We start from the raw sequence: 15,669 nt of genomic DNA, 5'->3' as shown, positions 1-15,669 counted from the left end.
TTAATAATGGATGATTTACCGCAACAACGCACGCGAGCTTGGAGACGAAAGAAAAAATTTCATTTCAGAGGTCGAGACTGTCGGCATACTTCTCTTTTGTGGAAACCCCAGAAAAAATGGAAGTACTTGTGTACCCGTCAAGATAAACTCGCTCGCTCAAAAAAATTAGGAATTGAATATCCTCGAGTTTCTAAAATGAAGAATCTAATTGAATCCCGTTTTAATTATTGGACACTATAACCCTGAACTTTTTATTCATCTGTAGTCGTAATCAATGGCGTAGTCCAACTGCTGAACGCATCTTTGCACAAGGGTATGGTCTCCATACCCGATCAGCTGGTACCAGCCGCCACGCTAAACATACAGTTTCGATCAAAGATATACTTTGGGCTGATCAAATCTTTGTAATGGAAATACGACATAAGCAACAAATTAAAGAGAAATTCTCTAAACAGCTCATGAATAAGAAAGTGTTTGTTTTAGATATCCTTGATAATTATCAATATATGGATTCTGATCTAATTGAATTACTACAACTCACGATGCAACGTTATATAGAATAACGTTAGCGTTTATTGCCTCATTCGCTTTCTCTCCATATATTCTTCATGGCAATTCCATAAAGAATAGCCATATACCATTGTTTTTATGAATTTTAATGGCACAATAATAGAAATTAAAAAACCTTTTTTCTGGCACGATACATACAAAATCATTATTTACATTCTCTGCGAAACTTTTATGATGTGGGGATTAAGTTATTTTCTGCTGATTACAAAGGATTTGAGCAGAAATGAAGGAAAGGAAAAAAAGATGAAAAAGTTGCTCATTGCCAGTCTAATGATCATTGCAAGCCACTCAACATTGGCAGCAGACAACAAAGCAACCAACAAACCAGATATTTTTGCAAAAGCAACTCAACTTTACGAAGCAAAAAATTACCCAGCAGCATTTGCAGAAATGCAACGTCTTGCAGAATCTGGAAATGCCCAAGCAATCTATAATCTTGGTTCAATGACCCAACATGGTCAAGGAACCAATAAAGATGAAAAGAAAGCACTGCAATATTATCAAGACGCTTCAAATAAAGGCTTCGGGAAAGCAAGCTTCGTGATTGCTCAAGCCTATCGTCAAGGTAGCTTAGGTTTAAACAAAGACACCCAAAAATTTAAAGAGTACCTCGATAAAGCATCTAAACAAGGATCTGAAGAAGCTATTGTTGAAATCGCAACATTATTATTTGCACAAGGCAAACCTGAAACTGATCAAATTGCGATTCGTCAACTCAGACCATTAATTCAGAAGAATTACTACCCTGCGATGCACATCAGAGCAATATACGATCTTGGGCAAGGGGTTAAAAATAAAAATCCCGTGACGCGTCGACAAGCGATTAGATCTATCCAATCACTTGCTGAAAAAGGATACGCCCCTTCTTTGATGGCTTTGGGTAATATGCTCGCAAATGGGGATATTATTCAGCAAAATCTCCCAGAGGCAAAAAAGATTTTTACTGAGCTTGCGAGACAAGGCATACCTCAGGCTAAAGAGTCTTTAGCGAAAGTCGAACAGATTGAAGCTCAAAAGAAACAAGCTAAAACATCTGCCGTAAAACCATAAATATCATGAAAATTCACCAAATACCTTATTCTTTCAAGACAAGGTATTTGGTGATTCATATCGTTAGAATTGCTTAGTTACAGAAAAACCCGCACTCCAGTTACGCCCATCTGCTGGTTCATAGAAACGCCCATTACCATCATTTACGATCACTGAACCGATATAGTTTTTATCCAACATATTATCAATACGTGCATAAGTATTTACACGCCAGTCACTCACATTCCATACATAGCCAGTATAAGCAGAAATGGTGGTGTAACTTGGCGCTACTTCAGTATTAATATCATTGACATATATTTTGTCACTATATTGAGCATCTACTCCACCATATAATCCAGCTTTAGGTTTCCATGCCAATGAAGCATAAGCTCGTTGTTTTGCGATCCCTGGAATCAGATTACCAGATTCGATTTTGGAAACTGAACCAATCGCAGGCACATCCGATTCAAAAGTCGCATCTAAATATGCATAACTAGCATTTGCAATCAAATCACGCCATAGTGCTTTATTCCATGTTAACTCTACACCTTCACGTAAAGTTTTATCAGCATTGCGGAAAGTATTGCGTCCATCTTTTGCACCAGCCGAAACAATGTCATCTTTAGTCTTAGTCTGAAATACAGCCAGCGTAAAATCACCCAACATATTTTGTGACTTTAAGCCAAATTCATACGTATCACTACTTGATGCTTCTAGATCAAAATTAAATCCACCTGATCCATCAGGACGATATGCCATTTCAGTAAATGTTGGCGTTTCAAAACCCTTAGCGTAACTCACATAGGTCAATAACTCTGGAAAGACTTGCCAGCTTAACGCAACCGACGGAAGTAACTTAGAATAATCTGTTTTGCCACTATCGTCCCCATTGACCCCAACAATGAAATGATCCTTGGATTTGTAGTGTACATTGCTATAACGTACCCCAGTATCTAATCTCCATGTCGGTAAGAACTGCCAAGAAGCTTGTAAATATGGGTCAATATTCCACAAGGTGTTATCTTCATCACGGCGCAATTTGCCTTTAACACCATAAGAGGGTTGACCGTTTACTAAATTAAAATTTTCATACCCTTTACGATCTTCGTCCATTGCATCAAGCGCTACACCGAAACTCACTATTGTATTTGGCAATAGCTCCTTGCCTGTCCAACGGAAGTCAGCACCATAATAGTTGCGCTCAAAGTCAATTACACCACCTGCATGTCTCGGATTTTCTTGAGTAGATTTTGGAATGGATTGATATTGCGTGACTTGGCGATTCCCCCAATACCCCATCATATAAAGCTCATTTTGCTCATTAATTGGTTTTGACCAAGTTACCCCAGTTTGAATCTGTTCTATATCCTTACGCACATCAAACTGCTTGAGAAAGGGAACTTGTTGTCGTGGATTTTCACGCCATTGTTCGCGAGTTAGACCTTGTGGGTCATTGGCATTGATTTTGACGTAATTGGTTATCCAGTTCACTTTGGAGCCATCTTCCAAATTCCAAGTTAGCTTGGCATTATTTTGAACTTTATCTGCATCACTGTGTTGTCGGTAGCCATTTGTATCAAAGTAAGATGAACTAATGATATAGCTTGGTTCATTTTGATTTTTGGCACCACCTTGCAAAATGATACCCGCACGATTTTTATCATGACTACCACCAGTATAATTTAATTCAATTGAATCCTTGCCTTGACCTTCTTTGGTTGTGGTTAACAACGTCCCTCCAGAAGAGTTTCCATAGAGTGAAGAAAATGGTCCAGTTAAGACTTCAAGATGACTTAAGCTACCTAAATCAATATTTGAGGTTTGACCTTGCCCATCAGGCATCGTCGCAGGAATACCATCAACATAAAGACGAATCCCTCGCACCCCAAAAGTAGAGCGCGCACCAAAACCACGCATAGATAACTGTAAATCTTGTGCGTAATTCTCACGATTATTCAATTGCAGACTCGGTACACCTTTTACCAATTCTGTTAAATTAACTTGAGCGGATTGCTGTTGATCAGATGTATCCACCCGAAAGACGGATGCTGGCGTATGTAAATAGTCTGTATTCATACGAGTTGCTTCAACAGTAATGGTTGGAAGCTGTACAATATACTTTGAATCAGATTCTGCAGCCCAAACTGCGGTGCAACCAAGCCCCATACACATCGCGATGCAACCGTATAAAAGGTTAATTTTCATTGAAGGCATGAAGATTCCTTATTTCTCAACAATACAAAAAAGACTTTTAAAAGTAAGCATTTAATTAATTTTATATTTATCTTACCGATTTAACTTTAACCCAAACAAGCAATACCGTTATCGATCTGGATTGGAAAATAAAATTAAATACCCTCATAATTGTAAGTTAAACATTTACCCTCATTGTATTGTTGTTGAAACAACTTGAGCTTTTTATGCCTGAACTTCCTGAAGTTGAAACTACGAAAACCAGTCTATTGCCGCTAGTCACACAACGTGTTCAATCGGTTAAGGTGTTGAATGCCAGTCTCCGTTGGCCAATTCCCAATGATATTGAAAAGCTAGTTGGACAGCACCTAATGTCACTTCAACGTCGCTCTAAATATATATTGGCTGAATTTGAACAAGATCAGATGTTATGGCACCTCGGTATGTCCGGGAGCTTTCGGTTATGTGAGCCGAATGATGAATTGCGAAAGCATGATCACCTCATCATTGACTTTGAAGATCAGCAACTTCGCTATCATGATCCTCGGCGTTTTGGATGCATTCTTTGGCTAGATCAGGCAAGCAAAAGTAAACTGATTGACACACTTGGACCGGAGCCACTCAGTGAGGATTTTAACGCTGCGTACCTTTTAGAAAAATTACAGAAAAAGAATGTCGGCATTAAAATTGCTTTAATGGATAATCATGTGGTGGTTGGTGTTGGTAATATTTATGCAACTGAAAGCTTATTCAATATAGGCATTCATCCTGCACAGCCGGCTTCAACGTTAACTCAAATGCAGATCGAGAAGCTTGTCATAGAGGTTAAACGAATCTTGAAGCAAGCAATTGATTTAGGTGGTTCCACTTTGCGTGATTATAGCAATGCAATGGGTGAAAATGGGTATTTCCAACAAACCCTATTGGCTTATGGTCGAGCTGGTGAGATGTGTGTTAACTGTGAGACCACATTAGAGAATCTAAAACTCGGTCAACGAGCAAGTGTATTTTGCCCACAATGCCAACCATTGAAACTGAAAAAAGCATAGTTTTAAAAAGGAGAACAACGCATGAAAACTGCTATTGTTCGACATATCTTAGTAAAAGATAAAGACATGGCTGAACAATTGAAAAAACGCATCCAATCTGGTGCTGATTTTTCAAAAATTGCAAAGCAATATTCGACCTGTAATTCAGCCAAACGCGGTGGTGAACTCGGCGAAGTCAAAAAAGGGCAACTCGTTCCTGTGATAGACAAACTGGTTTTTAGTGCTGCGGAACGTGTCTTACACGGTCCAATCAAAAGCCAATTCGGTTTCCACTTGTTAGAAATTAAGTTTCGGATGGATGGACTAAGATAATCCAAGATGAGCTTAAATCTTATTTTAAGCTCATTCAACTTATAAAGATCAACTCAATATGTCAGCAAATTAGTTTTGCTTTGGTTTCATCACATACGTCCACGCATCTATACGCTCACCTGAAGTCAGAATCACCTCTGTCTGTACACGTTGATATTGAAATCCTTCAAAATCATCTAGCATTTGCCAATTCTCATCTAATTTTTCAGAACTAAATAAGTACCCCTCAACCAAAGGGTCTTGTGAGTTAAGGATGATCGCTGGCAATCCTTTATCTGGCCCCCAATCTAAAACATGAACAGTTCCATGCACATGTGCTTGCTGCCAAGTCCCCTCAATCGCCCCCAGAATATGGGCATTTTCTCGATTTGGACACAGGGTTCCATAAACAAAAAGACGATTCATTTCTCCACGCCCCCTATCATATTTGCTGTATCTTAGAATGAAATTTAGAATTTTTCTATGTAGATGAAAGGCATAAAAAATATGAATGTACTAATATGACCGATTGATTAGCTATAAAAAAACGGCATACTCTGATGCCGTTTCGGTATTACGAATATTTATCCTTGTTTTTTCAACTCATCACGAATTTCACGCAATAATTGAACATCTTCTGGCGTTGGCGCCGGCTCTGCTGGTGCAGCTTCTTCTTGCTTACGTAAACGATTCATCACCTTCACTAATAAGAACACCACCCAAGCCAATAATAAGAAATTAATCAATACTGTAATAAAGTTACCATAGGCAAATACATTTAAGCCCGCTTCTTGTGCTGCGGCTAAATTACTTAAATTATTTGGATTATCACCCAGTACAACAAACCAGTTGGTGTAATCCACATCACCACCCAAGATCCATGAAATAATTGGCATAAGGAGATCTTTAACCATAGAGTCAATGATTTTGCCAAAAGCACCACCAATGATCACACCAATCGCGAGATCCATAACATTGCCTTTGACAGCAAACTCTTTAAATTCTTGAATAATACTCACAATAAATTCCTCAATTCTATGTAGCACAATGTTTAAATTTTTCTATGATAGAAAAATCGAAGGGTCTATTCATATTTCCCAAAACACCAAGATCAATGACTGCTATTTACTGTTACAGCTTTTCTACCTTCTCAGTCAGATGTGAACCTGCCCGTAGAATTGCCACACCTTTCCAAGCCGATGAACGAACATATAAGATTGTATACATACGGTCATAATCATAAATTTTCTTAATCTTCCGTACAGTAAAAATCGTATCTTTAGGAATAACAGTATGATTTGGTCTATTTCCCACCTGTACTTGAAGTGAGTACAAGCACTTTGAATCTGAACCACCAAATAATACGCCCAAAGTAGATTTTGCTTGTTCACAATTTGTCAAAAAAAATTCTTCTTTTATTTTCAACTGATCACCTTTTTCTATTGTAAGTGATGGTGTCGTTGGATGCGTATTTTGCCATGTTTTTACGGTTGAAGTACAAGCCATCAGAATCAATGGGCAAATCAATAAGAATAATTTCAAGCTTAGTTTTCTAATCATTTATTTATTTCCGCAGAATGCCAAGCATAGAGTGTAATAAAAAAACCGCCAATTTTACATTAGCGGTTTTCCATTTTTCAATTAGGAAAAATTATTTATCACGGTTACGTTTACGTTCATTTTCAGTCAAGTAACGCTTACGAATACGAATTGATTTTGGTGTTACTTCAACCAACTCATCATCTTCAATGAATTCAAGCGCCTGTTCAAGCGTGTATTCGATTGCAGGGGTTAAAGTCAACGCATCATCCGTACCTGATGCACGAACGTTCGTTAATTGCTTCGCTTTAGTTGGGTTTACCACCATATCATCAGAACGAGAGTTAATACCCACGATCATACCTTCATACACTTCCAACTGTGGTTTCGCAAATAAACGACCACGGTCTTGCAAGCTAAATAATGCATAGCCCAAGCACGTACCTTGAACCATAGAGATCAACACACCGTTTTGACGCTTCGCTACGCTACCTTGTTTTACAGGACCGTAGTGAGAAAAGCTTGAAGTCATGATTCCTGTACCTGAAGTCATCGTTAAGAATTCAGAACGGAAACCAATCAAGCCACGTGAAGGTACAGTTGCTTCAATACGGATACGGCCTTTACCGTCAACTTCCATATTGGTCATTTCACCTTTACGGTGACCCATTTGCTCCATGACAGCGCCTTGATGCTGTTCTTCAACGTCAAAAGTTACGTTTTCGTAAGGCTCTTGTTTTTCACCATCAATTTCTTTGATGATTACTTGTGGACGTGAAACGCCCATTTCGAAACCTTCACGGCGCATGTTTTCAATTAATACTGAAAGGTGAAGCTCACCACGACCAGATACTTTGAAACGGTCTGGACTATCAGTATCTTCAACACGTAAAGCTACGTTATGAATTAATTCACGATCAAGACGTTCACGGATATTACGTGAAGTTACGAACTTACCTTCTTTACCAGCAAACGGAGAGTTGTTTACTTGGAAAGTCATAGATACTGTAGGTTCGTCTACAGACAATGCAGGCAATGCTTCAACATTTTTCGGATCACAGATCGTGTCAGAAATGTTAAGTGCATCAATACCTGTAATACATACGATATCACCAGCAGATGCTGATTCAACATCAATACGCTCTAAACCATGATAACCCATGATTTTTAAGATACGACCGTTACGTGTATTGCCTTCTTTATCAATTACAGTAACAGGTGTATTTAATTTTACAGAACCACGTTGAATACGACCAACACCGATAACACCAACGAAGCTGTTATAGTCAAGTGATGAAATCTGCATTTGGAATGGACCATCAACATCAACTGCTGGTGGTTCAACGATGTCTACAATCGTTTCAAACAATGGAGTCATGTCATCAGCCAACTCTTCTGGCGATGGACCAGCGACACCACGAAGACCAGAAGCATAAACAACTGGGAAGTCTAACTGTTCGTCAGTTGCACCCAAGTTATCAAACAAATCAAATACTTGATCAATAACCCAGTCTGGACGTGCACTTGGCTTGTCTACTTTATTGATAATCACGATTGGTTTTAAACCACGCGCGAACGCTTTTTGCGTTACGAAACGAGTTTGCGGCATTGGGCCTTCTTGTGAATCTACAAGAAGCAATACACAGTCAACCATCGACATTACACGTTCCACTTCACCACCGAAGTCGGCGTGTCCCGGGGTGTCCACGATATTGATACGGTAAGTAGTATCCGTACGCTTATCTAACCAAGTAATGGCTGTGTTTTTTGCTAAAATCGTAATACCACGTTCACTTTCAAGCGCATTCGAGTCCATGACACGCTCAATCTCGCCTGCTCGATCACCGAGTGCACCAGATTGTTGAAGTAGTTTATCGACAAGTGTGGTTTTACCGTGGTCGACGTGCGCAATAATTGCGATATTGCGGAGATTCTTAATATCAGACATAGAATTCGAAACGCTTAAAATTTGAGGGCAAATTATACAGAAAAATACTACAGTTTAGTAGTGACAGTTTATTGACATGTGATTTTTTTTCTGACGAAACGTTACAGAATCGTTGGTAAAGTAAGCTAAGTCTATTAGAATATTCCACTAATGCTTACCTGTTTTTATATACTCCCATGTCTAACCCCCAACCCGAACAACAGCTTGATCTAGTCTATGGACTTAATGATCGTCCGAAACCTTTTGTTGCATTTTTAGCCGCACTTCAACATCTTTTAGCAATTCTGGTTCCAATTGTTACCCCTGGTTTATTAATTTGCTTGGCATTAGGCGTATCTCGCGAAGATACCAACATGATTCTTTCAATGTCATTAATTATCTCGGGAATTGCCACCTTTCTACAATGCAAAAAGGTTGGACCATTCGGTGCAGGACTTCTTATTGTTCAAGGTACAAGCTTTAATTTTATTGGCCCTATCATTGGTATTGGCAGCGCCATGGTCGCCGCTGGTACGCCTGTTGAACAAGTGATGGCCGCAATTTTCGGTGTTGTTATCGCAGGCTCATTTATCGAAATGGGCGTTTCACGGATCCTACCTTGGGTGAAAAAACTGATTACCCCCTTGGTTACAGGCATTGTTGTACTTTTAATTGGTCTTACTTTGATTAAAGAAGGACTGATTAGCATGGGTGGCGGGTATACTGCTATGCAAGACAATACCTTTGCCAATGCAGACAACCTAATCATGTCTTGTACCGTACTCGGTATCATTATTTTATTAAACCGTATTCGCATTATTTGGGTGAAAAGTTCAGCAATTTTAATTGCTTTAATTATTGGATATATCCTTGCTGGCTTCATGGGACATCTTAATTTTTCAGCACTAAATGAAACTCCACTGGTTCAAATTCCTACGCCAATGCATTTTGGCTTGAGCTTTTCTTGGAGTCTTTTTATCCCAATGGCATTTATTTATCTAGTGACATCACTAGAAGCGATTGGTGATGTCACTGCAACCAGCAAAATATCCAATCAGCCTGTTGACGGTCCTATATGGATGCAGCGTATCAAAGGTGGAGTATTAGTGAACGGAGCAAACTCCTTTTTAGCTGGTATTTTCAATACCTTTCCAAGTTCTGTTTTTGCACAAAATAATGGCGTCATTCAACTTACTGGCGTAGCAAGTCGTTATGTTGGTATATGGATTGCTGCACTTCTGATCCTTTTAGGCTTATTTCCAGCTGTTGCAGCAGTAATCCAAGCCGTACCCCAAGCTGTATTAGGTGGTGCTGTAATGGTTATGTTCGGCGCAGTTGCAGCCTCTGGGATTAATATCTTATCGGGAATCCACTTAGACCGTCGCGCACTTTTAATTATTGCGATTTCTCTAGCACTTGGCTTAGGTGTTGCTCAAGTACCACAGATTTTGGAGCACTTACCTGAGTTATTCAAAAATATTTTTAGTTCAGGTGTAGCAACTGGCGGTATTACCGCATTAGTTTTAAATCTTGTTTTACCTGAAACTCACAAATAATCATCCAACTATAGCAAACACCCAGTTTGACCACTGGGTTTTGTTTTGATGAGAGATCAATATGGATCCACGTAGCGAAGTTATCTTACGTCAACAAGATTATTTAAATGGGCATGTGTTATTGATCAATGCCCCAAATGATCAACTTGCCCAAAATATGCCTGACCAAGTTCAAACTTCAATATGGACCTGGAATTATGCTGATCATCAGGCTTTTCAAAATACTGGCATTCACTCACATTTTTCGGTTGAGTTTCCACAAGCCAGCTTTGATCAGGTTGTTATTTTTGTTCCTAAATCAAAAGAGTTACTGAATTATATTTTGCATGTTGTGGTCAGCCACCTAAAACTTGAACAGCATGTCTTTCTGGTCGGTGAAAAAAAAGGTGGCATTGAACGGGCTGCCAAACAATTAAAAGCCTTTGGAAAAACACTCAAATTAGATAGCGCGAGGCATTGTCAGTTATGGCAAATGCAAATCGAGAAAACTGAACAATTAAAATCACTTGATCACTGGGTAAAAACTTACACAGTTGATGTCAATCACGACCTCTTAGAGGTATGTGCCCTCCCAGGTGTGTTTAGTCAAGATCATTTAGATACTGGAACGGCTGTATTAGTCCCTTACCTTCGACAGGTAAAATCGGGTAAGATTGCCGACTTTGGTTGCGGGGCAGGCATTATTAGTGCCTATTTAGCCAAGCTTAATCCCAATCAACAAATTTTTGCACTTGATGTTGATGCATTTGCATTACGGTCGACTGAGATGACATTTCAACGTAATAGGCTGAACTTGACTCATTTACATCTTCTGCCTGTAACGGGTTTTGCTGATGCACCAAAAGATCTAGATGCAATCGTAAGTAACCCACCTTTTCATCAAGGGATTCATACGAATTACGATGCTAGTGAAACATTATGCCAACAAGCAAAATTACACCTAAAACGTTCAGGTGAATTATGGATCGTGGCGAATCGTTTCTTAAATTATCCTCCATTGATTGAACAAAGCTTTGGAGAATGTACGGTGAAAGCAGATCAACAAGGTTTTAAGGTGTTATTCGCCTGTACGAAATAAACTGTTTAAGGATTTTTTATGAGCGATACAGCTGCTCCCCAACAGCTTCTGCGTAAGCTTGGTGCCCGCCACCTCAATATGATTGCGATTGGTGGCTCCATTGGCACTGGCTTATTTCTAGCTTCAGGTTCAACCATTGCCAGTGCAGGCCCAGGCGGTGCGTTATTAGCATATGCCTTAATTGGTTTGATGATTTATTTTTTAATGACCAGTTTAGGTGAACTTGCAACACATACACCAACATCAGGTGCATTCTTTACTTATGGTAGCCGTTACGTAGAAAGCGGATTCGGTTTTGCTTTAGGTTGGAACTATTGGTACAACTGGGCAATTACAGTTGCATTTGAACTTGTAGCGGTACAGTTCATCATGAAATTTTGGTTTCCCGATATCCCTGGATTTTACTGGAGTGCCATTTTCCTTGCGGTGATATTCGGAATTAATGCACTTACAGTAAAAGGTTTTGGTGAAAGTGAATTCTGGTTCTCAATGACCAAAGTTGTAGCAATTGTCATTTTTATCATCATTGGTATTTTTATGATTGTAAAAATCATGCTAACACCAGATGTTTCCGCTTTTAGCAATTGGACCAAAGGTGATGCTCCATTTGTTGGTGGTCTACAAGCTATGATTGGCGTTGCGATGATTGCAGGATTTTCATTCCAAGGTACAGAAATGGTTGGGGTTGCCGCAGGTGAATCTAAGGATCCAAAGAAAACAATTCCGATAGCAATTAAACAGATTTTCTGGCGTATCTTGTTGTTCTATATCTTATGTATTTTCATTATTGGTACATTGATTAGTTATGACAACCCACTGCTATTACACGCAGCAGAAAGTAAAGACATTGCGCTGTCACCATTTACTTTATTGTATGAAAAAGCAGGTTTTGCCTTTGCTGCTAGTGTTATGAATGCGGTCATTTTAACTGCAATTTTATCTGCGGGTAACTCAGGCATGTACTCATCAACGCGCATGCTGTTCGATATGGCCAAACAAGGACGTGCACCTAAATGGTTTGCCAAACTTGACCCGCGTGGCGTTCCTATGAATGCCCTATATGCAACCACTGCAGTCGCTGCATTATGCTTCTTAACCACTTTTATTGGTGAGCAACAAGTTTTTAACTGGTTACTCAATATGTCTGGCATGTGCGGTTTTATTGTTTGGCTTGGAATTGCAATTTCTCATTATCGTTTCCGCAAAGGCTATTTAGCCCAAGGTTATCGTCTTGAAGATCTTGCTTATCGCGCCAAATTCTTCCCGTTTGCACCATGGTTTGCATTTATTCTATGCTCTATCATTATTCTTGGACAAAACTATCAAGCTGTACTCGGCGGAAAAATTGACTGGTTAGGGTTACTTTCAACGTATATTAGTATCCCATTATTCCTAGCAATTTGGTTAGGTTATAAATGGAAACACAAAAGTAAGTTAATCCCATATCAGGAGATGAATGTTAAACCTGGTGAATAATCAAGAGAATAAAACTTGACCAAAATTTAAATATGAGTAAAATCACTGCTCATATTTTAACGGCAACATTTTTTAGGAGGACGACAGCATGCCAACTTTACCAGGAACAACTTACTAAGATTTGGCACGTTGTCGGCTCACGGACAAGTGACAAATCCAACCTCACTTGTCCGAATGTCTACTTAACCTAGCATTCGCTAGGTTTTTTTATGCCTATTCGGACATACTAAATAAAATAAAAGAGAATATTATGGGCATACAAAAAATACTCAATGCAGATGCTCAATATGGCGTTCCAGTGAAAATATTCACTCGCGATATTGATCAGGAAAGCATTGAACAACTCAAGAAAATGGCACAACTTCAATTTGTTTATTCACATATTGCGGTGATGCCTGATGTACATGTGGGTAAAGGTGCAACCGTTGGCAGCGTCATACCCACAAAACAAGCTATTATCCCTGCAGCTGTTGGAGTGGATATTGGTTGTGGCATGAATGCGATCCGCTTAAACCTCAAAGCGGATCAACTACCTGACAATCTTGCTCCCATACGCCATGCGATTGAACGCAAGGTTCCTGTAGGTTTTGAGATACACAAACAAGTCAAAGCAAAAGCTTCAACTATTATTCCATTGGAAAAAAGCTTGCAACCGATTATCAAAAAGCATTCTGGTTTAATTCGAATGCTAAGAAAGTTTGATGCAACATGGCAAAAACAACTGGGAACACTAGGTGGAGGCAATCACTTTATTGAGCTCTGTCTTGATGAAAATCAGGATGTCTGGGTCATGCTCCATTCTGGCAGTCGCGGTTTAGGCAATGTCATTGGCACCTATTTTATTGAGCTTGCCAAGAAAGAAGCCCAACATCGTTTTGGACATGTACCAGACAAAGACCTGAGCTATTTTGCTCAAGGTTCAAATAGCTTTGATGATTATGTTGAAGCTGTGGAATGGGCACAGACCTATGCTTTTGAAAATCGTCGTGAAATGATGCGTTTGATACTAGAAGCAATCCGCCCTCTTCTACCACCCTTTCAAATGACGAAAGAAGCGATCAATTGTCATCACAATTATATCAGTCAGGAAAATCATTTTGGTGAAACACTATTCATTACACGTAAAGGTGCAATTCGGGCAGGTCAAGATGAATTCGGCATTATCCCTGGTTCAATGGGCGCTCGCTCTTATATTGTTAGGGGCAAAGCCAATCCTGAATCTTTTTGTTCATGTTCACATGGCGCAGGAAGGAAAATGAGTCGCAATAAAGCGAAGCTATTGTTTAACCAAGATGATCTCATTCAACAAACTCAAGGTATTGAGTGTCGTAAAGACCTAGGTGTTATCGATGAAATTCCCAGCGCTTACAAAGATATAGACGAAGTCATGGCCAATCAATCTGATTTAATTGAAGTCGTACACACACTGAAGCAAATTCTATGTATTAAAGGATAATCAAATGAAACTTAAAAATATGCCAAGAGTCAAAGTTCGTAATCTCGTTGCAATATCCCCATTACTCAAAAAGGGAGGAGTTCACGAAACTGAAAAACCACGTGCACAGCACCGCCGTAATCGCCAACAGACCAAACAGCAGTTGAATAAAGGTATTTGGTAAATTAGCCTGCTTTGATCAAATCACCCAAAATAAGGAGAAACAGATGAATACTTACAACATAACACTCAATAAAAAAGCGACTCATATTGAGTCGCTTTTTTCATTCAAAAAACTCAATTATTGAGCTTCTTGTTGATCTGGTTGTACAAGAACAGTACGGCTACCAGAAATCGCAGCGAATACGCGACGGTTCATAGCACGACCTTCTTTAGTTTTGTTGTCAGCAATCGGTTGATCCCAAGCAAAACCTTGAGTAGACAAACGAGATGCATCTACATTGTATTCGTTTACAAGCGCTGACTTAACAGAGTTTGCACGAGCTACAGATAAACGCTCGTTCAATGCACGTGGACCAGTGCTATCTGTGTGACCTTCAATACGAGCAGTCGCATTCGGGTACTCAGCTAACTTCTCTGCTACTTTAGCGATCTCAGCCTTGTATTGTGGCTTGATGTCTGATTTGTTCGTATCAAAGAATACACGAAGTTCCATGTTAAGGTCTTCAGTTAACTCTTGTGGTTGTGGAGCAACTGGAGCTGGTTCAACTGGAGCAACGTCTACTACTGGCGCAGCTGGCTTCAAGTGACCACCAAGAACAACGTTTAAACCAGCAAGTGCTGTGTAGTTCCAGAATTTTTCATCAAAATGATAAGTACCACGAGCTTCTGTACGAAGAGATAAAGCATCGTTTAAGCGCCAGAATACACCACCACCAGCATTCGCTAATGTACCTTCTTGTTTACCACCATAAATGTCATCACCTTCGTATTTATAATGACCAGCACCAGCTAAAACATATGGCTTGATTTTGCTGTCATAGTTTTTAGTGATCAAATCAGAAGTTACATAAGCATTACCAGCGATATTACGACCTTTATAATCGTTATTCGTACTTGTATCACCTTTGATTTGGCTATACTCAACCTCTGCACCTAACCAAGGAGTTAACTCGACACCGATAGCAGCACCAACAAATAAATCATCTTTAAGTTCTGGACTTGGTGTTAATTGACCTTTATCACCACGGTTGTTATGTTCAGTATCAAACATTGTATAACCAAGCATTAATGGGGTTACTGTTACACCAGCGTTCGCAGCAGCGAAAGGAGCAGCAACAAGCATAGCAAGTACAATACGACTCAATTTCATGGATATCTTCCTAAAACAAAAATGTTTGCCCTGTAAACTTTAATAGTTTTGAATACAAAGAAATAGCCTTATCGCATCATTTTAGCTACTTATTTTGTAGAGTATTACAAAATACCTGATTAATTTTACAAGTATTGAGTTAACAATCTACTAACAATGGCTTATTTCTCGCCCCAAAATCTAGAAAAAC

Annotated in this window: 16 protein-coding genes; 10 read left to right on the top strand and 6 right to left on the bottom strand. The window is 39.3% G+C overall.

Annotation, left to right across the window (positions count from 1 at the left end):
- Positions 1-6 precede the first annotated feature (6 nt).
- The 3 genes from F2A31_RS15880 (at position 7) to F2A31_RS03300 (ending at position 1,620) form a co-directional block, all read left to right on the top strand.
- The gene (locus F2A31_RS15880) at positions 7-240 is read left to right on the top strand and encodes a hypothetical protein (RefSeq protein ID WP_075314906.1); all 234 of its coding nucleotides are present in this window, start codon (positions 7-9) and stop codon (positions 238-240) included.
- Positions 241-242: 2 nt separating this feature from the next.
- The gene (locus F2A31_RS03305; RefSeq protein WP_150027645.1) at positions 243-563 is read left to right on the top strand and encodes a low molecular weight protein tyrosine phosphatase family protein; all 321 of its coding nucleotides are present in this window, start codon (positions 243-245) and stop codon (positions 561-563) included.
- Positions 564-813: 250 nt separating this feature from the next.
- A complete protein-coding gene (locus F2A31_RS03300) occupies positions 814-1,620 on the top strand; it encodes a tetratricopeptide repeat protein (protein WP_150025158.1) in 807 nt (268 codons plus the stop codon).
- 63 nt (positions 1,621-1,683) lie between these two features.
- Here the strand turns inward: F2A31_RS03300 and F2A31_RS03295 are convergent, their stop codons facing one another.
- Positions 1,684-3,816 carry a TonB-dependent receptor family protein gene (locus tag F2A31_RS03295; RefSeq protein ID WP_215899259.1) on the bottom strand — a complete coding sequence of 711 codons (2,133 nt, stop codon included), beginning with the start codon at positions 3,814-3,816 and terminating at the stop codon, positions 1,684-1,686.
- 206 nt (positions 3,817-4,022) lie between these two features.
- On the opposite strand from F2A31_RS03295, the gene mutM reads away from it, so the two are divergent.
- Positions 4,023-4,844 (top strand): bifunctional DNA-formamidopyrimidine glycosylase/DNA-(apurinic or apyrimidinic site) lyase, encoded by an 822-nt coding sequence (gene mutM, locus F2A31_RS03290; protein ID WP_150025157.1) that lies wholly within the window; start codon positions 4,023-4,025, stop codon positions 4,842-4,844.
- Between the two features lie 21 nt (positions 4,845-4,865).
- Entirely contained in the window at positions 4,866-5,156 is a 291-nt protein-coding gene (locus F2A31_RS03285) for a peptidylprolyl isomerase (protein ID WP_004640651.1), read from the top strand.
- Between the two features lie 69 nt (positions 5,157-5,225).
- Here the strand turns inward: F2A31_RS03285 and F2A31_RS03280 are convergent, their stop codons facing one another.
- The 4 genes from F2A31_RS03280 to typA form a co-directional block, all read right to left on the bottom strand.
- Positions 5,226-5,561: a gamma-glutamylcyclotransferase family protein gene (locus tag F2A31_RS03280; RefSeq protein ID WP_150025156.1), complete on the bottom strand. Its 336-nt coding sequence runs from the start codon at positions 5,559-5,561 to the stop codon at positions 5,226-5,228.
- A gap of 158 nt (positions 5,562-5,719) precedes the next feature.
- Entirely contained in the window at positions 5,720-6,154 is a 435-nt protein-coding gene (gene mscL / locus F2A31_RS03275; RefSeq protein WP_150025155.1) for a large conductance mechanosensitive channel protein MscL, read from the bottom strand.
- A 112-nt stretch (positions 6,155-6,266) separates the two neighbouring features.
- Positions 6,267-6,695: a hypothetical protein gene (locus F2A31_RS03270; RefSeq protein WP_150025154.1), complete on the bottom strand. Its 429-nt coding sequence runs from the start codon at positions 6,693-6,695 to the stop codon at positions 6,267-6,269.
- 91 nt (positions 6,696-6,786) lie between these two features.
- A complete protein-coding gene (gene typA / locus F2A31_RS03265) occupies positions 6,787-8,622 on the bottom strand; it encodes a translational GTPase TypA (protein WP_150025153.1) in 1,836 nt (611 codons plus the stop codon).
- A 176-nt stretch (positions 8,623-8,798) separates the two neighbouring features.
- Between typA and F2A31_RS03260 the strand changes: the two genes are divergently transcribed.
- From F2A31_RS03260 to F2A31_RS15755, 5 genes are all read left to right on the top strand, one after another.
- Positions 8,799-10,157 (top strand): uracil-xanthine permease family protein, encoded by a 1,359-nt coding sequence (locus F2A31_RS03260; RefSeq protein ID WP_150025152.1) that lies wholly within the window; start codon positions 8,799-8,801, stop codon positions 10,155-10,157.
- 61 nt (positions 10,158-10,218) lie between these two features.
- Positions 10,219-11,235 carry a methyltransferase gene (locus F2A31_RS03255; protein WP_150025151.1) on the top strand — a complete coding sequence of 339 codons (1,017 nt, stop codon included), beginning with the start codon at positions 10,219-10,221 and terminating at the stop codon, positions 11,233-11,235.
- Positions 11,236-11,253: 18 nt separating this feature from the next.
- The gene (locus tag F2A31_RS03250) at positions 11,254-12,711 is read left to right on the top strand and encodes an amino acid permease (RefSeq protein ID WP_150025150.1); all 1,458 of its coding nucleotides are present in this window, start codon (positions 11,254-11,256) and stop codon (positions 12,709-12,711) included.
- A 250-nt stretch (positions 12,712-12,961) separates the two neighbouring features.
- The gene (locus tag F2A31_RS03245; RefSeq protein ID WP_150025149.1) at positions 12,962-14,167 is read left to right on the top strand and encodes an RtcB family protein; all 1,206 of its coding nucleotides are present in this window, start codon (positions 12,962-12,964) and stop codon (positions 14,165-14,167) included.
- 4 nt (positions 14,168-14,171) lie between these two features.
- Positions 14,172-14,330 (top strand): hypothetical protein, encoded by a 159-nt coding sequence (locus F2A31_RS15755; RefSeq protein WP_171490550.1) that lies wholly within the window; start codon positions 14,172-14,174, stop codon positions 14,328-14,330.
- 117 nt (positions 14,331-14,447) lie between these two features.
- On the opposite strand, the gene omp38 is transcribed toward F2A31_RS15755, so the two are convergent.
- Complete coding sequence (omp38, locus tag F2A31_RS03240; RefSeq protein WP_150025148.1) at positions 14,448-15,479, bottom strand: outer membrane protein Omp38; 1,032 nt, start codon at positions 15,477-15,479, stop codon at positions 14,448-14,450.
- Between the last annotated feature and the right edge of the window lie 190 nt (positions 15,480-15,669).

The organism is Acinetobacter suaedae (assembly GCF_008630915.1).
Classification (GTDB): Bacteria; Pseudomonadota; Gammaproteobacteria; order Pseudomonadales; family Moraxellaceae; genus Acinetobacter; species Acinetobacter suaedae.
The sequence above is the reverse complement of the archived record's forward strand: the minus strand, read 5'-3'. Positions and strand labels throughout refer to the sequence as shown.